Origin of the sequence: Nonomuraea sp. NPDC050733 (assembly GCF_040654215.1) — a bacterium.
GTDB lineage: Bacteria > Actinomycetota > Actinomycetes > Streptosporangiales > Streptosporangiaceae > Nonomuraea.
This window is the reverse complement of record NZ_JBFAHO010000026.1, coordinates 30,829-46,526: the sequence shown is the minus strand read 5'-3', so window position 1 is coordinate 46,526 and position 15,698 is coordinate 30,829. Positions and strand designations below refer to the sequence as shown.

Genomic DNA, 15,698 nt, shown 5'->3' with positions numbered 1-15,698 from the left:
GGGCAGGGACACCTGCCAGGTCAGCGGACGTGGAACGCCAGCCCGTGCTGTGCTGCCTGGTGCCGGACACGGGGTGGTGCGCACCCTCCTGCGCGGTCGCCGCGCGCGGCATGGGCCTCTCCACCTTGTACCGGACTCGGAAAGACGGTGATCGCAACGACGCGCGTCAAGCCTCTGGTGGCGGCATCGGGCCGCTCAGGGCCGGGCGCTGGTGCGACAACTTCAGGCCGGACGAAGGAGAGCGGACGCCGCCTCGACGCTCGCGACGACGTCGAGACGGCCCCAGCGGACGGGCCAGGTGAAGCGGCGGTCGACGGTCCAGGCCAGGACGGCGTCGAGGTCGTCCGGGGAGTCCAGGCGGTCCTCGTCGGCGACCACCAGGGCCGCGGCGGGACCGACGGCTGGGTCGGCGATGGCGCACCACGAGGAGTCCGCCAGAGGGAAGGCGTCGGACCGGAACATCCCGTGCAGGGTTGCGCAATCGTCGTCGAGCGGACTCCGCTCACTGTCGAAGTAACGGCCGAACACGAAGTCGCCCAGCACGGCGCCGGTGAAGGCGCCGACAAAGCGGAGAGTCTGCGCGCCGATCAGCGCGAGCACCCCGTCCGCGCCCCACAACACCGCCTGCGTCCCGTCCGGCGCCTCGATTGACCCGACCTGGGCCGGTTCGCCGCCCAGTGACCACACCTCCGCCCGCCCGTCCGCGGTCAGGCACGCGGCGAAGTCCCCGGCGCTCTCCCAGGCCCAGGGCCGCTCCTGGCCGTCGTAGAAGTACCGGCCGATGCGCTTGGTGGTGGCGATGGGCAGGTGGTACTGGTGACGGCCGCGCGCGTCGTAAACGTCGGCACCGCCGCCGTTCTCCACCACGACCGCCAGCCGGGCCTCGGTCCCGCGCATGCCCCAGTGCAGTGACCCCTCGGCCTGGTCCACGGGGTCGCCCACCGGCCGCCCGGTGCCGGAGTCGAGGACGGTCAGCCGGCGCGGGCGGCCCGGCGTCAGCGCCGCGGCGTACCGGTCGTCCGGGCTCCACACGACGGGGCCGGCGGTGAGCGCCAGCCAGCGCATCCGTCCGCCCGGGAGATCGACCACGGCGGCCCATGTCTCGTTGTCCCCGAGCAGCCGCCCGCCGTCGCGGGACCAGCGCACCCGGCGGAAGGAGAAGTAGTCGTTCTTGAGCCGCTCCTTCACCTCCTCCGGCAGCGGTTCGGTCAGCATGGCCGGCTCGGGGCCTGTGTTGTGGAGGCGGTAGTCGTTGTAGAAGACCTTGCCCTCGTCCAGCGCCGCGACGCAGCCCATCATCTCGTGCTCGCTGCTCATCGAGATGTAGGCCCGCCGCCCGTCGGGGGCCAGGGCGAAGATGGCCGCGGCGTCGTACCCGTCCGTCACGTCCGCGCTCCCGTACGGACTGGTACGCGCGCCGAACGGGTCCCACACCCCGACGTTGTTCGTGCAGAACGCCAGCGCGACCCGGGTGCCGTCCGCGGACCACTGCACGGTGTCGCGGCGGCCGGGCCAGCCGACGCCGTACATGACGTCGATCGTGTTGACGAGGCGTCCCGTGGCCATCTCCCACACCTGCAGGGGACCGGTGCCGTCGTACTGACCCTCCGCCGGCCCTCGGCCCGTGGCGAGGTAGCGGCCACACGGGCTGAGCGCGTAGTCCTGAAAGCCGCCGCCGAACATGGTGTACGGGTGACGCAGCCGCGCCCCGCGCTCGCGCAGGCGCTCGGTGACCAGCAGGTGCGCACCGGTGACGCCGTGCCGCTCTTCCACACCGGTCAGGAGGGCGCGCAGCGTGAGCAGGTCCCGCTCGGGCTCGAACGCCGACCAGTCGGCCTCCTCCAGCAGGTGGAGCAGGGCCGCGGGATCGTCCTGCACCGCTTCCAGATCGGCATGCCCGGGAAAATCCCCGGACCCCGTACGCCTGGTCCGCGAGGCCAGCAGTTCCTCCACCGACAACACCGGCACGCCCAGTCGCTCCGCCGCACGGACGCGCTCGTTCGGGTAACTGCCGTCGTCCCCGTCGAACACGATGTCCACGGAACGCGAAACCTCGTCCACGACAGTCGCCCCGGCCCCCTGAAGCCGCATCCTCAGCTTCGCGACGGATTCGGTACGGAACCTGCCGGCCACGACGACGGTCTTGCCTCGAAGATCCATAGCTGTGGAGGATAGACGCACCATGCAGCGTCATACGACCCAAGTTAGGCCGGGCCGCGCCGGCACCGTCCACACTGCCGCAAGGGTGATGCCGCCGGCATACCCGGTGAAGGTGTGCGCGAGGACGGCGGCCCAGGGCGCGGGGGTTAACCTCAGCCCTTACGCCGCGATGATGTCCAGCGGCACGAGCACTTCGTGAACGAAGCCGATGACGATCAGCCATCGACTGCGGCGCCCAAGAGTCTCCTGAGCGTGGCCCAGCCCCGCCCTTCAGCTGATGCTGGTACGCGAACTGGCCCAGCGCTTACCCGAAGGCCGTGCTGGTGACGAACGCCGGCGCGTGCGCCACCGCGATCGCCAGCAGCATCACGCCTCGGGCCAGGTCCGGCGCCGGGGATCGGCCGGTCATCGTCGTGATGGTCACGGCCTTCACCCGACCCGTTGCAGGGCACGCTCGCGGCGTGCAGCCACCGTCGAGCCGGATTCCCCGCGTGCCATCCGCCGCAGGACGACCGGCGCCAAGAGCAGCCCGAGCAGCGCCCAGGCGCCCAGCACTCCGGCGGTCTCCAGGTGTCGCCACGACTCGCCGATCTCGACGGCGGCCGCCGAGTCCGGCAGCAGGGCCGACCGCATGCCGAGCCCCATCCAGTAGATCGGGAAGACTTGGGCGATCCATTGCAGCCACTCGGGCAGCGAGGTGATCGGGTAGAAGATGCCGGAGATCCCGATCAGCGCGAGGAACGGAAGCTGGACCAGTCCCTGGGCGCGGGCGCTGGTGAATACCGAGCCCAGCACCGCGCCGATCGGCAGGGTCGCGACCAGGCCGATCGCCAGCACCCAGGCCAGTCTGGGCCACGAATCCGGGCCGATCCGCAGGCCCTCGACGAGGAGCACGGCGGGCACCAGGAAGATCACCAGGTCGGCCAGCAGGCTGCCGGACACCGAGATCACCTTGCCGATCAGGTAGGCGGGCATCCCGTGCGGGGTCGCCTTGGCACGCAGCAGCGTGCCGTCTTCGCGGTCGGCGGTGAGCTGCTGGCTCATGCTGATCATGCTGGTCGCGGCGTTCATGCCGAGGATGCCGGGTAAGGCCAGAGTGCCGAGCAGGAGAGCGCCGACCGGCAGGTCCCGGATGAAGAACAGTGTGGCCACCATCAGCCCGGGCCACAGGAAGTGGGAGAACAGCTCGGCGCCGTTGGTGAACGACTGCCGCAGCTCGATCAGGCCCCGGGACCAGCCCGCGCGCAGTACGGTCGCGTTCATCGGGCCACCCCTTCGGCCTCGTGCACCAGCGCCAGGTACGTCTGCTCCAGCGAGGCCCGGTGGACCTCCAGTGCCTGGACGTCGTCGCCGTAGCGGGCGAACAGTTCGCGGGCGAACTTGGTCGAGTCGGGCGTCCTGTCGACGTACCGCCGCCCGTCGCGCACCCAGCGCACCTCGTCCTCACCGGCGATCCGCCGCGCCAGCTCGGCGGCGGTGCCGTCGGCGACGATCCGGCCGCGGTTCAGCACGAGGATGCGGTCGGCCAGCTTCTCGGCCTCGTCCAGGTCATGGGTGGTGAGCAGGACGGTGGTCTCGCGGGCGTCGGCCAGGTCGCGTACGAGATCGTGGAAGTCGGACCGGGCCTGCGGGTCGAAGCCTGTGGTGGGCTCGTCGAGGAACAGCATCTCGGGGCGCCCCACGAGGCCGATCGCCACGTCGAGCCTGCGCCGCTGGCCGCCCGACAGTGTCTTGAGCTTCTTGCCGGCGTGCTCCGCCAGGCCGACCCTCTCGATCAGCTCGTCGGGGTCCCAGGGCCGGGGGATCCCGGGGACGGCGTAGGAGGCGTAGTAGGTGCCGAGGTGGGCGAGGAACTCGCGTACCCGCCATTTGCCGTGGTCGCGCCAGGACTGCAGCACGATCCCGAGCCTGGCCCGCCACCGCTCGTCGCCGTGAGTGGGATCGGCGCCGAGCACCGAGACCCGGCCCTGCGACCGGATGCGGAAGCCTTCCAGGATTTCGATCGTGGTGGTCTTGCCCGCGCCGTTCGGCCCCAACAAGGCCAGGACCTCGCCGTGGCGGGCCTGGAACGTGACGTCGTGCAGAACGTCGAGCGAGCCGTAGCGCATGCGCAGCCCGTCGACGTCGAGCACGATACCGTTGCTGTGCGTCATATGATGACCTCTCTTCGTGATCAGACAACCTCGCGCCGGACACATGCCGGCAGAAGCCCGGCACGAGGGCATGGCGCATCGCGGCCCGAACCGGGGCCGGAGCGTGGGGCAGGGAGCTGGTTACCAGCTTTCGTGCGTGAGCGTCTCCTCGACGCGATCCATCAGGCCGGCCCGGTCGACGCCGGCCAGGGTGAGCGCGCGGGGCACGGTGCCGACGTCGGCGCTCAGGACGCCGAGCAGCAGATGGGCGGGACGCAGGTCCTTCTTGCCCTTGGCGGCGGCGAAGCCGCGTTCGAGCGCGAGCCGGGCGGAGGCGCCGGGCTTCGGATGATCCTTGGGGTCGCGGAAGGGCTTCGGAAGGTCATAGGAGGCGAGGGAAAACCCGACCGCGTCGAGGCTGTGCTCGAACTCCCGGTCCAGAGCATCCCTGATCGCCTGCCGCTCGAGCCCTGCCGCCGTCAGCACATGGTGTGCGGCGGTGCCCTCGACGGCGGCGATGGCCAGCAGGAGGTGGTGAGCCTCGGTGGCGGCAGAGCCTTCCTCCCGCGCCTCGGCCGCTCCCCGCATGATGATGTCGTTGATGTAGTGGTCGATCGTGCTCACTGTCGTCTCCTCAGCGTCACGCCGGCGGCGATGAGCCGCTTGGCGTGCTTCTTGTGGACCGCCTGGCGGGTGACGCCGAGCGCCTCGGCGACCTCCGGCCAGCCCCACCCGGCGCGCATGGCCTGCTCCACGGCGGCGTCCTCGATTTGGTCGGCCAGGCGCCGCAGCGCCGCGACCGCCGCGAGCGCGTCGGCGGGATCCTGGGGAACGGATACGTCTTCTGCCAGCATGCAAGCAACCTTAGTTGACTAATTCGCGATAGTCAACCGTGGTTGCTAGGCCGCGAGGGATGGCGTCGTATCGCCGCGGAATGGCCGACCAGCCTTCCCACCGGATGGAACGACGCCACGGTCATCGCCGCCGATCCCGAAGCGCCTGCCCTGGCCTCGGGTGCAAGCCTCGGCCCAGCAAGACCAGGGGTACGCGATGTCCTACCCATCAAACGATCAATAGCTCCAACGCGGCTCTGTCGCACCGGCGCGGCCCCGTGACGGGCGTGCATGAGATGCGGCGATGGGCTCAAGCCTCGACGGCCGCATGGCCGACTTTCAGGTCGGCCAGTTCGCGCAAGCAGGGCTCACGGGGAACGGGCCTTCGCGGTAGATCTGTGGCATGACCACCTGTTCCCCGAAGCAGGGCGGCCGGCTCCGGTGCGCCATCCTGGCGCGCCTCCGGGCTACTTCAACAACAGAAGAACCGCAGGTCGAAACCTCTCGAAAGAGGGCTTGACCTGCGGTTCTTCAAACTCTGAGTAGCCCCGACGGGGCACACGGCAGATGGATGCAGGATGCGCCCCTGGTCATCGAAGCCGTGTGTTCGCTGGACCGATCTGTCGTGTGAGAAGCGGTTCGCTTCGGGCGAGGGTGAGTTTCGTCGACGAGGTCAGCGAGCCAGTCCAGCTGCCCCGGACGTCGCGTCGCTTCTTCGATCCGCCCGACAGGGATCAGGCCGTCGAGGACGTCGACGACGAACTGGGACGCGGGGCATGGCGTCGAACTCGTCTCGTGAGTCGTCGTTCAGCACCGTGTGCGTGTCAGGTGACGGATGCTCAGCGATGGCTGGGCCGCCGGTCAGTCGATGCCTTCGATGATGCGGAAGTCGCGTTCGAAGCCGTCGGGGAGGGCCACCAGCGCCTTCTGGTATGCCTCGCTCTCGTATGCCGCGACGGCCTGTTCAAAGCTGTCGAACTCGATCAGAACGGCGCGTTGCGTGATTCCGGCCTCGTGGGCGACGACTCGACCGCCACGGGACGGGATCCGGGACAGGACGCGCCCGCCCCCAGCCTGGACAGCCGGACCGGCCAGCTTGTCGTAGGCAGTCAGCCTCTCAGGGTCAATGGCGGGGTAGACACTGACCCAGTAGCCCTTAGCCATGGAAACCTCCTGTGTTGGGCCGGACACGTCCGACTTCGCATTGACACTCAGACCGATCGATCCCGGCGACGGGTACTGCGGTCAGTGGAATCGTCATATGCGCAGGTTAGGGCTTGATGTGCGGTCGAGGGAAAGATCGGTACGGGATAGACTCAGAACGGATCGTTATCAATCGGCAGGGAGGGCACGTGGCGCCGGATACGGTGAGCCTGCGGTACTTCCTGGTGCTGGCGCAGGAGTTGAACTTCACCCGCGCGGCCGCACGGATCGGTATCGCACAGCCCGCACTCAGCGCCCGGATGCGCCGATTGGAGGCGGAACTCGGTACGGCCCTGCTGGTCCGCAACACACGTAGCGTCGTATTGACCACGGCCGGTGCGGCTTTGGCGGAGTCCGCGCCGCCCGCGCTGGCGGCGCTGGACCGGGCATGGGACACCGCCCGGAGCGCGGCGGCCGGTGAACTGGGCACGCTGCGCATCGGATACAGCCTCAGCGCCGGGGCCGAGACGGCACCGGCCCTGGTGGACAGGCTGATTCGCGGCAACAGAGGACTCGAGGTCGGCGCGGTCCCGATGGCGACACCGGAGATCTCCCCCGCGGTCGCCGACGGCCGCATCGATGCCGGGATCACCCGCGGTGAACAGCCGGGCCGTGGCGTGCGCCGGTTCCTGCTGCGGCGTCAGCGCGTCGGGGTCCAGCTGGCGCAGCACCATCCGCTGGCCGAACACCCGGAGATCGAGATCGCCGACGCGGCCGCGTATCCGCTGCGACTCCCGGACCGTGCGGCCAACCCCGTGATCCACGATCAGCTGTCCGCACTGTTCCGAGACACCCGACCACACCCCCGATTCCACACGCCCGCAGTCTCCTTCGACATGTCTCAGCGCGACCTGCGCGACGGGGTCACCCTCGCCCCGGCCGGAGAAGCCGCGGCCACGGCACAAACGGCCGGTCTCACCTGGCGACCGCTGCGAGGCGCGCCCAGCCTGACGATCCACCTGGTCCTCCCACGCGAGCAGTCGCCGCTACACCGCCGCATCCGTGCCGTCGCCAAAACCCTGGCGCACGAGCTGCACTGGCTGCCGGACTGACGCGCAAGAGGTCAAGCGAGACGGACGCCTGCGGTGGCGAGGCCGAAGACCTTACGCCCGGCGGACTTCGCGGTGATGACGACGACGGCGGTCTTGCTGAATGTCCGACACGACCTCGCTACGCCGGCGGATCAGCATCCGATGATGGCCCCGGGTCCGGTCCGAGTCGTACACCGCGGCGACGTCCTCGCCCAGCCCGAGATCTCGGCGGATACCGCGCCTTCGCCGACGCCGAGCCGGACAAGCACGGGTAACCGGCGGGAACGCCCGCCGGCAACGGCGTCCATGACGTCGGTCAATGCTTAACGCCAACCACTGTTCCATTGCTCCCCGAGGCCGGACGAGAAGCCGGAGCCGGCAGCGGCCAGCGCCGGGCTCGTCGCCCACGGGTCGCTCGATGGAACAGCAGGCCCCGCGCCAGCAGGTGAAGGCGCAGCTGCGCCCTGGTCGCCGGGACGTCTTGACGACCTTTGCCGACGCCCACTTCAACGACGGGCCGACGTCCTCGACCTCGACTTCGAACACCGTCCGCTGGACGCCCTCGCGATCCTCATGGCTGCGCTGCTTCAGCCGCCCGGTCACCACCGTTCGGCAGCCTCGGGTCAGCGACTCCGCGCAGTTCTCGGCGAGCTGCCGAAACGCCGAGCAGTGCAGGCGCCGCGGGCGGTGTGTGGCGTCCGTCACAGCGCCGCGCCTCCATCTCCGCTGGTCCGCCGGGTGGCCCGGAGGAGTCCTGCCTCCGGGCCGCCCGGTCCGCTAGTCCCCGGCCATCACGGTGAAGGTGAACCCGGCACTCGTCGTACGGCGCAGCGGAATGTCGCATTTGACCCTGCGCAGCACCTCGTTCCTGCTGAGGCCGAGCCCCTGCGCGATGAGCCGCTCCGGGCGCACCGGCACCGGGTCGTGGAAGACGACCTCGACCTGGACCGGCCACCCCTGGTCGAGCCATGCCGACGGGGTGTCCAGCCGCCAGGCCCCCTGCCAGTCCAGGGCGAAGCGGTTGCGCCGGGCGAGCAGCGGATCCAACAGCCTGGAGGCCACCAGTTCCGGATCGTTGGCGTGGTAGCCGTCGAGCTCGGCCGGATCGAAGGAGGTGACCGGCGTTCGCTCGTGGACGGCGAGCTTGATGGTCCGATCGCAGGACACGCAGCGCACCAGCAGCCACACGTCCAGCAGCTTGCCGTTGGCGTTGACGCGGAACCTGCCCTCGCCGGTGGTGGCCGACTCCGACCGGCAGTCCACGCACCGCAACGACAGCAGAGGCAGCCTGGTCCGACGAACGACCCAGGGCAGCACAGTATGAGGTTGTGAAGACATGATCTCTCTAGACCTGACACGAGGCCGATTGCGCGCGGCCTCAAACGCTGTATGACCGGGCGCACACGGGCAGCCCGGCAGAGCCGACGCGAGGGTCGGCGTGAAGGTGAGCGGAAGAAGGTGTCAGGTCTGAAGAGCAGGCGGGGTCACGCGGTTTTGTCCTCTGTCCTCACTGCGACTGGGCCGCAGGCAACCTACGAGAACGCGGAAGGAAGGGGCAAACGGTTTTCCGGCTGGCGAGGCGCCCGGACCGTCTTCTCGGCCGAACCGGCACCGCGGCAGGTGGAGCGATTGCTCTTCGTGTCGCATCACGTTATCTTGGAACAGTCGTTCCAAGATTGGAGGTCGGCGGATGCCGGACGTCAAGCACTTCGATCCCGACGCGGCCCTGGACCAGGTGATGCGCCTGTTCTGGGAACGCGGCACCGAGGCCACCGGCATCGCCGAGGTCGTGCAGGCCACCGGCCTGAGCCGGTCCAGCCTGTATGCGACTTTCGGCGGCAAGGAGCGGCTGCAGGCGGCCGCGCTGCGCCACTACCTGGAACGGCAGTCGCGGCCTGTGTTTGACGCGCTCGCCGCCGACGAGCATGGCCTGCCCGCCATCACCGGCTTCTTCGAGCAGTTGGTGGCGGCACGCTGCACCGGCCGGCACGCCCGCTGGGGCTGCCTGGTCACCAACACGCACACCGGCGCCGCCCGCGAGATCCCAGAGATCCGGCAGGTCCTGGACGCCCACCACGCCGCCCTACGGACCGCGATGCGCGCCGCGCTGCAGAGCGCACGCGAGCGCGGTCAGGTGCGTCCCGGCCTGGACCTGGAGGCGGGCGCCGAGGCGCTGGCGCTGCTGGCCTACGGGGTCAACCTGCGCTCGCGGGCAGGAGCCGAGGCGGCGCAGCTGATGGCCGGCGTGCGCGCCGTACTGGATGGTTTCACCCGCACCGAGGAGAGATGATGATCGATTTCCGCGTGTACGACGAGAGCGACGCCCCCGAGGCGGCCCGCCCGATGCTGGAGGCGGCCAAGAAGCGCATGGGGTTCGTGACCACGCTGAACGGGGTGATGGCCGAATCACCCGAACTGCTGGCCGGCTACAACGCGCTGGCCGAGCAGTTCGGCAGGTCCTCCCTGCCCGGACCGGCCAAGCACGTGGTGTGGATCACGGCCAGTGTGGAGAACGACTGCGCGTACTGCGTGGCCGCCCACTCCACCCTGGCGTTGCGCTCCCGCGTCCCGGCCGAGGTGGTCGAGGCCCTGCGGGCAGGCAAGCCGCTGCCGGACGCCGCGCTGGAGGCGGCCCGGCGCCTCACCCAGGCGATGGTCGCCCAGCGCGGCTGGGTGGACGACGCGGAGATCGAGGCATTCCTCGCGGCCGGCTACACCCGCCGCCACGTGCTCGACATCGTGCTCGGGGTCGGGATGAAGACGCTGTCGAACTATACCAACCACATCGCCCACACCCCGCTGGACCCCGCCTGGCAGGAGCAGGAATGGAGCCGCGCATAGGGGCGGGTTGCGTTCGGGGCGCGCAGGCGGGCCGGTGGATGACCGTGACGCAGACTGAACGGGCGACGATCTCGGCGGCACATGGAACCCGGCCGCGCCGATGTCCTGCCGATGTCCTGCCGATGTCCTGCCATCGCCCTGGTGCCGGGACCTCGAATCCATGAGCCTTGACCTTATGAAAAGGATCGCTCTGTTGGCGTCGGCGCTGGCCGCGGCCGGTATCACCCTGACGGCACAAGCCGGCCCCGCCGCGGCAAACCCCATACCACCTGCCGCCATCCCGCCACCGCAATGTATCGCCCAGAGTCAGGGCAACGGGACCTACGAATGGGAATATCAGTACACCTCAACCATCGGAAAGGGTGGTCACGGCACGCGGACTCACCATTTCTATGTTTACTACGTGCCGGTCACGTGGTTCAGTACGGGCACGAAGGTGACATGTAGCGTGCCTTTCTGAGCGGGCACGCACAGGGCGAACCATCGCTTCCGTGAGGGCGGGCCGTGATTCGTATGCGCTGGTCGTGATGGTCAGTCCAGGATGCCGCCCCGGCCACCCAGCGTCGTCAGGGGGTTTCCCCTGGCGACGCGCATCGTGCCACTGCTTCTACCTCCGTTCCGGCAGTGCGGCCTTTCTCTCTCGGCTTCCTCGCGCCCTCACCCCACAGCACCTGGCAGCGAGTACAGGAGTCCTGGCCGGCATCGAGGGAGGTGTCGCGAAGTCACCAGGCGATCATGGCTGTTGACGTCGGGGAAGGCTCCGCGCGGGTCGGTGGACAGGTTCGCCAGTGCCGGCCTCCTGGTCAACGGCGGAGCAGGTCGTTCATGATCCTTGGGAGGGCGTCCGGGGTGGTGGCCTTCCAGGCGACGATGCCGTCGGGGCGGACCAGGAGCGGGCCGTAGGGCCAGCCGTCGATCAGCTGTGCACCGGCCGTCGCCCACACCGGGTCTCCCGCGTCCGCGAGCACCGTGAACCGCGAGCCCACCAGGTCGAGGGTGGAGACGCCGTCTGCGACCCACAGGTGCGGGACGCGAGAGCCGACCGAGCCGTCCAGGTCCAGTTCCACGTCCTCCGTCGAGGGCAACGCCGACATCGTTGTGCCGTACCGGTAGCCCATGTGCACTACCGGAGCGTTGATCGCGCCCACACGGGCCCGCTCTGCGGCCATTCCCCGCCCCCAGTGCAGCCGTGGATCGGACAGGCGCAGAAGCGACTGCTCCATGGTCATCACCGCTACGGGCCGCCGCTCGGAACCGTAGGTGTCGAGCAGTCCGGGGCCCGCCTCGCCGCGCAGGACGTAGGCCAGCTTCCACGCCAGGTTGTGCGCGTCCGCGACGCCGGTGTTCAGCCCGAAGGCGCCCAGCGGCGGCACGGCGTGGGCGGCGTCGCCCATGAGGAAGACCCGGCCGGCGGAGAACGCGTCGGCCACCTGAGCGCGGGGTCGCCACGGCAGCACACTGACGATCCGCACCTCCACGGACGCGTCGCCGATGGCTCCGCGCACCAGGTCGGCGGCGTGGGAGGCGTCGGCGGTGGTGTGGAAGACCCATTCCTTCTCGCCGTCGATTGTCACGATCATGCCGGGGGAGTCCGGCGTGGTGATGTCGCAGGCGGCGAAGCGCGCGCCGCCCACGATCGGCCGCAGGTCGGCGTGGAAGAGCACGTTGTTGGTGCGCTGTCCGACCGCCCCTGGCCCCGAGGTATCGATGCCGAGGGCGGTGCGTACAGTGCTGCGCACTCCGTCCGCGCCGATCACGTACCGGGCGCGGACCCGGTAAGGGCCCTCGGGGCCCGACAGCAGCGCGGTCACCCCCTCGGCGTCCTGGTCGAGGGAGACGAGGCGGGTGTCGTAGGTGACCGAGGCCCGGCTGAGCAGGACGCTGTCCAGCCGGTTCTGCGGGCAGGTGCCGCGCACCACCCCTGGCGTGTAGGCCGGGGGTGAGGCGAAGACCTGGGCGCTGGGCCGCATCGTGGTGAAGTCGGCCGAGGCCATCGTCCGGACGGAGATCTTGCCGAGCGAACCGCCCTTGGCGTCGATGGCGACCGCGTTGACGGCCTCGGCCAGGCCGACCTCGCGCAGGAATTCCATGGTGCGCGGGCCGATCCCGGTGGCCCGCGGGTGCACCTGCGGACCGGACTCGCGTTCGATCACGAGCGCTCGTACGCCGTGGTGGGCGAGGAAGACGGCGGCGGCGAGTCCGACGGTGCCGGCGCCGACGATCAGAACATCCTGAGTGGGAACACTGTTGCCATTCATGGGCACACTGTACCCATAACGGTAGGATGTGTCCATGTCACTGGTGTGGAGCCGCGAGCCGTACAGCCCCAAAAGGCAGGCGATCAGCATGCAGAGCCTGGTCACAGCGGCCATCGCCATCGCCGACGCCGAAGGCCTGGAGGCGTTGTCGATGCGCAGGGTGGCCGCTGCGCTCGGCTCGGGCACCACGTCGGTCTACCGGTACGTGAAGAACCGCGACGAGTTGCTCGATCTGATGGTCGACGCGGTCAAAGGAGAGGACCCCCCGCATCCGCCCTCCGGTAACTGGCGGGCCGATCTGACGCAGATCGCGCACGGCCAGCGCGAGCTGATGTTGCGCCATCCGTGGCTCGCCCCCCTGCTCGGCTCCCGTCCGGCGCTCGGCCCGCACTCGCTGCGCCAGACGGACTACGCGCTGGCGGCGGCCGAGTCGCTGACAACCGACCCCACGCGGGCGGCCAACGTCATCGCTCTGATAGGCGACTATGTGCTCGGCGCCGTGTCACGCGAGCTCGCCGAACGCGAAGCGCAGCGCCGCACGGGACAAAGTGAGGATGAGTGGCGCGCGAACGTCGCGCCGTACATCCGAGAGATCGTCGAGAGCGGCGCCTACCCCCACTTCGCCAGAGGTGTCGTCGAGGCGCGCGACCAGAGCTTCACCGAGCAGTTCAGCTTCGGGCTCGAGCGCATCCTCGACGGCATCAGCGCAGGCTGACTCCCGCGTGCGGGGCCTCCAGGGCCTCCAGAGCGACCGGCTGGCTCGATCCGGGACTCGCTGCACATGATCGACGTGCTGTTTCGGCGCGACGGCGGGCAGCGGCCGGACATCAACGTGATCGGCACCTATACCTTCACGCTGCCTGATCTCGGCCCTGGGGGCGTGCGGGAGCTGCGCAACGCGGACGAGCCCGACTGGGACGACTGACGCCGGATCACGCCGGCCCGCCGGCGTGATCGGCTGGGTCGTGACCTGTGGCCTGAGCGGTGTATGGCGGACCCGGCCGAGGAAGACTCCGCCGGTACGCCGCCGCGCAGGTGCGCGCCGGCGATGGGCGGACAACGAACGCCGCGATGTCCGCCCACCGCGGCCGGCGGACCGTGGTGAGCGGCACTCGTGGGACCTACCGCTTGATGTGCTCGAGCTCTTGCCGATGACTCAGTGGTAGAGGTCGGCGATGGCCGCCAGCACTTGCTGACGGGCGGTGTGCGCGGGGGTGACGCCGGTGAGCACGTAGGCGGCGAGCCCTTCGGCCAGCGCCACCAGGGCGAGCGTCGCGGCGTGAGGGTCGAGGGTGGCGGGGATGCGGCCGGCCTGCTGGTCGCGGGCGATGAGGTCGGCCATCCGGTGGTGGAAGTCGGCGTACAGGACACGCAGCCGGGCCGCGATGGCCTCCTCGGCGAAGGCGAAGGCGTGGAAGGACTGCCGCACCGCATGTGCGCCTCGGTGGCGGCGTCGTAGGGGATGAGCTCGCCCAGCACCGTGGTGAGCACCAGGCGCGGCTCGGCGGCTTGCAGGTCGGCGCCGGCCTTGACCCGGATGCGGGCGCTGGGCAGCTCGTTGCCGCGCTCGAAGGCGGCCTCCAGGAGTATGGCTGGGAAGTAGTGCTGCACGCGGCCGGGTGAGATGCCGGCCTGGGCGGCCACCTCGGTCAGACACGCGGTGATCGAGGTGTTGTCGGGGGCGAAGGTCACCGACGTGGCGGGCCGGTATGGGGTGTCGCGGCAGTCGGCGCATGTCTGGGTGCGCCGATACCAGGACGGTGGCCTGGCGGGGCCGGCGGACCGTTCGCCGAAGTCGCATCCGATGCAGACGCCGGCCGCTGTGGAGGCGCTGATCTACGAGCTGCGGCGCGCTCATCCGCGGTACTGATTCGACACCTTCACCAACCGGAGGCTTCTCTTTTGATCAAGACCCCACTGTCAACAACGCTCGTGGTCAATACAGCCAGTCGGTCGCACCACGGGACCGGTGTTCCTGACCGACCGGCGCTGCCGCTTCTGGCCCGCGCGCGCCCGCGGCCGCCAACATCGACCCGACCACTGGGCGGGAGCGGCTGTCCCACCCGTGCCTCGAGTATCGGTTCAAGACCGCCTCGGCCACGCTCGAACCGCACCGAGCATCTCCACTTATAGGTCATCTGACCTATAATGCTGGTCATGAACGATATGTTGCGCCTGGACGAAGCAGGGCCGGTGCTGGTGGTCGGCGGCTACGGCACGGTTGGAGCGGAGCTGGCGGCGATGGCGGCCCCGCGGTGGCCGTTGCTGTTGACCGGCCGCTCTCCTCAACGGGGCGCGGCCCTGGCCGAAAGGCTGGGGGCCGAGGTGCGGCGCTGGGACCTGGCCGAGCCGGAAGGGTTCTCGGCCTCGGTTCGGGCGGTGGTCAGCGCGGTCAACGACCCCGACGACCGGGTGCTGCGTGCCGCGCTGGCTGCCGGTGTGCCCTATGTCGACATCACCAGGTGGACCACGCGACTGCAGCGCGCCGCCACGGTGGCGGCCATGGCGGGCCCCAGGGCGGCGGTGCTGCTGTCGTCGGGCTGGATGGGCGGGGTGACCAACCTGGTGGCCGCGGCGCTGGCGGCCGAGCTCGGCGGCGTCGACCGGGTGGAGGTGGCGATCCGCTGGGACTTGGCCGACCAGGCAGGAGCCGACTCGGTGGAGTTCATGGACCGCCTCGGCCTGGACTACGAGGTGGTCCAGGAGGGTCGGCGGCGGCTGGTGATGCCCCTCACCGACACCCGCCGCGTCCGGATCGGCGACACGGTGACGTGCGTGGCCCGCATCGACACCCCTGAGCAGTTCACCCTGCCGCTCGCCCTGGGCGCGACCACCGCGACGACCCGGATCGGGTTCAGCTCGACCGCCACCACCTCGGCGCTGCTGGCGGTCAAGCGCACCGGGCTGTTCCGCTGGGGACGTGGTGAGCGTTTCACCGCGCTGCGCCGCGCCGTGCTGTACTCCCCGGGCCGGGGTGGCACCGCACAGGTGCGTGTCGACGTCGCCGACGGGGATCGGAGTGCGGCGGTGACCGTCGGCGACCCGCGCGGTCAGGCGCACCTCACCGCGGTCGGCGCGCTGGCGGGCCTGTGCCGCGTCCTGGGCGCCGACGGCGCCCCCGCCCCGCAGGGCGTGGTCTTCCCCGAGATGACCCCTCGTCCCGCACAGGTGCTGGATGTCCTGCAGGGGATGGGCGTGACCTTGCTGCGCCACCCCGCCACCGCGGCACGGGCGGCCTGA

At 70.1% G+C, this 15,698-nt stretch carries 17 protein-coding genes and 1 pseudogene; 8 read left to right on the top strand and 10 right to left on the bottom strand.

Annotated features, from left to right (window positions below):
• Window positions 1-222 precede the first annotated feature (222 nt).
• The 6 genes from AB0H64_RS31210 to AB0H64_RS31185 all read right to left on the bottom strand — a co-directional run bounded on the left by AB0H64_RS31210 (window position 223) and on the right by AB0H64_RS31185 (window position 6,289).
• Complete coding sequence (locus tag AB0H64_RS31210; RefSeq protein WP_357631819.1) at window positions 223-2,160, bottom strand: BRCT domain-containing protein; 1,938 nt, start codon at window positions 2,158-2,160, stop codon at window positions 223-225.
• Window positions 2,161-2,589: 429 nt separating this feature from the next.
• Complete coding sequence (locus AB0H64_RS31205) at window positions 2,590-3,423, bottom strand: ABC transporter permease (RefSeq protein WP_357631817.1); 834 nt, start codon at window positions 3,421-3,423, stop codon at window positions 2,590-2,592.
• On the bottom strand, window positions 3,420-4,313 hold the full coding sequence (locus tag AB0H64_RS31200; protein ID WP_357631815.1) for an ABC transporter ATP-binding protein: 894 nt from the start codon (window positions 4,311-4,313) through the stop codon (window positions 3,420-3,422). The genes AB0H64_RS31205 and AB0H64_RS31200 overlap by 4 nt, the downstream gene beginning before the upstream one ends.
• Before the next feature lie 120 nt (window positions 4,314-4,433).
• Window positions 4,434-4,916, bottom strand: a complete 483-nt coding sequence (locus tag AB0H64_RS31195; protein WP_357631813.1) for a Clp protease N-terminal domain-containing protein — start codon at window positions 4,914-4,916, stop codon at window positions 4,434-4,436.
• Window positions 4,913-5,146 (bottom strand): hypothetical protein, encoded by a 234-nt coding sequence (locus AB0H64_RS31190; RefSeq protein ID WP_357631811.1) that lies wholly within the window; start codon window positions 5,144-5,146, stop codon window positions 4,913-4,915. Before AB0H64_RS31190 ends, AB0H64_RS31195 begins: the two co-directional genes overlap by 4 nt.
• Before the next feature lie 840 nt (window positions 5,147-5,986).
• Window positions 5,987-6,289: a DUF1330 domain-containing protein gene (locus tag AB0H64_RS31185; protein WP_357631809.1), complete on the bottom strand. Its 303-nt coding sequence runs from the start codon at window positions 6,287-6,289 to the stop codon at window positions 5,987-5,989.
• Window positions 6,290-6,477: 188 nt separating this feature from the next.
• Here AB0H64_RS31185 and AB0H64_RS31180 point away from each other — a divergent pair, with 188 nt between their 5' ends.
• Entirely contained in the window at window positions 6,478-7,380 is a 903-nt protein-coding gene (locus AB0H64_RS31180; protein ID WP_357631807.1) for a LysR family transcriptional regulator, read from the top strand.
• A gap of 51 nt (window positions 7,381-7,431) precedes the next feature.
• Here AB0H64_RS31180 and AB0H64_RS31175 read toward each other — a convergent pair whose 3' ends face one another.
• Window positions 7,432-8,064, bottom strand: coding sequence for a single-stranded DNA-binding protein (locus tag AB0H64_RS31175; RefSeq protein ID WP_357631805.1), 633 nt, complete (start codon window positions 8,062-8,064; stop codon window positions 7,432-7,434).
• Between the two features lie 72 nt (window positions 8,065-8,136).
• A complete protein-coding gene (locus AB0H64_RS31170) occupies window positions 8,137-8,622 on the bottom strand; it encodes a DUF1062 domain-containing protein (RefSeq protein ID WP_357631803.1) in 486 nt (161 codons plus the stop codon).
• A 427-nt stretch (window positions 8,623-9,049) separates the two neighbouring features.
• Here AB0H64_RS31170 and AB0H64_RS31165 point away from each other — a divergent pair, with 427 nt between their 5' ends.
• From AB0H64_RS31165 to AB0H64_RS31155, 3 genes are all read left to right on the top strand, one after another.
• Window positions 9,050-9,649 (top strand): helix-turn-helix domain-containing protein, encoded by a 600-nt coding sequence (locus AB0H64_RS31165; protein WP_357631801.1) that lies wholly within the window; start codon window positions 9,050-9,052, stop codon window positions 9,647-9,649.
• Complete coding sequence (locus AB0H64_RS31160) at window positions 9,646-10,200, top strand: carboxymuconolactone decarboxylase family protein (protein ID WP_357631799.1); 555 nt, start codon at window positions 9,646-9,648, stop codon at window positions 10,198-10,200. Before AB0H64_RS31165 ends, AB0H64_RS31160 begins: the two co-directional genes overlap by 4 nt.
• Before the next feature lie 175 nt (window positions 10,201-10,375).
• Window positions 10,376-10,660: a hypothetical protein gene (locus AB0H64_RS31155; protein WP_357631797.1), complete on the top strand. Its 285-nt coding sequence runs from the start codon at window positions 10,376-10,378 to the stop codon at window positions 10,658-10,660.
• A 343-nt stretch (window positions 10,661-11,003) separates the two neighbouring features.
• Here AB0H64_RS31155 and AB0H64_RS31150 read toward each other — a convergent pair whose 3' ends face one another.
• On the bottom strand, window positions 11,004-12,458 hold the full coding sequence (locus AB0H64_RS31150) for an FAD-dependent monooxygenase (RefSeq protein ID WP_357631795.1): 1,455 nt from the start codon (window positions 12,456-12,458) through the stop codon (window positions 11,004-11,006).
• A 34-nt stretch (window positions 12,459-12,492) separates the two neighbouring features.
• Here AB0H64_RS31150 and AB0H64_RS31145 point away from each other — a divergent pair, with 34 nt between their 5' ends.
• Together AB0H64_RS31145 and AB0H64_RS31140 are read left to right on the top strand one after the other, a co-directional pair.
• Window positions 12,493-13,173: a TetR/AcrR family transcriptional regulator gene (locus AB0H64_RS31145; protein ID WP_357631793.1), complete on the top strand. Its 681-nt coding sequence runs from the start codon at window positions 12,493-12,495 to the stop codon at window positions 13,171-13,173.
• Between the two features lie 66 nt (window positions 13,174-13,239).
• On the top strand, window positions 13,240-13,383 hold the full coding sequence (locus tag AB0H64_RS31140) for a hypothetical protein (RefSeq protein WP_357631791.1): 144 nt from the start codon (window positions 13,240-13,242) through the stop codon (window positions 13,381-13,383).
• 231 nt (window positions 13,384-13,614) lie between these two features.
• Here the strand turns inward: AB0H64_RS31140 and AB0H64_RS31135 are convergent, their stop codons facing one another.
• Entirely contained in the window at window positions 13,615-13,887 is a 273-nt protein-coding gene (locus AB0H64_RS31135; protein ID WP_357631789.1) for a TetR family transcriptional regulator C-terminal domain-containing protein, read from the bottom strand.
• Between the two features lie 195 nt (window positions 13,888-14,082).
• Here AB0H64_RS31135 and AB0H64_RS31130 point away from each other — a divergent pair.
• Together AB0H64_RS31130 and AB0H64_RS31125 are read left to right on the top strand one after the other, a co-directional pair.
• A pseudogene (locus tag AB0H64_RS31130) lies at window positions 14,083-14,319 on the top strand (helix-turn-helix domain-containing protein); the annotation flags it as partial.
• Between the two features lie 296 nt (window positions 14,320-14,615).
• The gene (locus AB0H64_RS31125; RefSeq protein WP_357631787.1) at window positions 14,616-15,698 is read left to right on the top strand and encodes a saccharopine dehydrogenase; all 1,083 of its coding nucleotides are present in this window, start codon (window positions 14,616-14,618) and stop codon (window positions 15,696-15,698) included.

Coding starts and splice junctions, on each gene's coding strand:
- AB0H64_RS31210 (WP_357631819.1), bottom strand. CDS start 2,160: ATGGATCTTCGAGGCAAGACCGTCGTCGTGGCCGGCAGGTTCCGTACC.
- AB0H64_RS31205 (WP_357631817.1), bottom strand. CDS start 3,423: ATGAACGCGACCGTACTGCGCGCGGGCTGGTCCCGGGGCCTGATCGAG.
- AB0H64_RS31200 (WP_357631815.1), bottom strand. CDS start 4,313: ATGACGCACAGCAACGGTATCGTGCTCGACGTCGACGGGCTGCGCATG.
- AB0H64_RS31190 (WP_357631811.1), bottom strand. CDS start 5,146: ATGCTGGCAGAAGACGTATCCGTTCCCCAGGATCCCGCCGACGCGCTC.
- AB0H64_RS31185 (WP_357631809.1), bottom strand. CDS start 6,289: ATGGCTAAGGGCTACTGGGTCAGTGTCTACCCCGCCATTGACCCTGAG.
- AB0H64_RS31165 (WP_357631801.1), top strand. CDS start 9,050: ATGCCGGACGTCAAGCACTTCGATCCCGACGCGGCCCTGGACCAGGTG.
- AB0H64_RS31160 (WP_357631799.1), top strand. CDS start 9,646: ATGATGATCGATTTCCGCGTGTACGACGAGAGCGACGCCCCCGAGGCG.
- AB0H64_RS31155 (WP_357631797.1), top strand. CDS start 10,376: ATGAAAAGGATCGCTCTGTTGGCGTCGGCGCTGGCCGCGGCCGGTATC.
- AB0H64_RS31150 (WP_357631795.1), bottom strand. CDS start 12,458: ATGAATGGCAACAGTGTTCCCACTCAGGATGTTCTGATCGTCGGCGCC.
- AB0H64_RS31145 (WP_357631793.1), top strand. CDS start 12,493: ATGTCACTGGTGTGGAGCCGCGAGCCGTACAGCCCCAAAAGGCAGGCG.
- AB0H64_RS31140 (WP_357631791.1), top strand. CDS start 13,240: ATGATCGACGTGCTGTTTCGGCGCGACGGCGGGCAGCGGCCGGACATC.
- AB0H64_RS31125 (WP_357631787.1), top strand. CDS start 14,616: ATGAACGATATGTTGCGCCTGGACGAAGCAGGGCCGGTGCTGGTGGTC.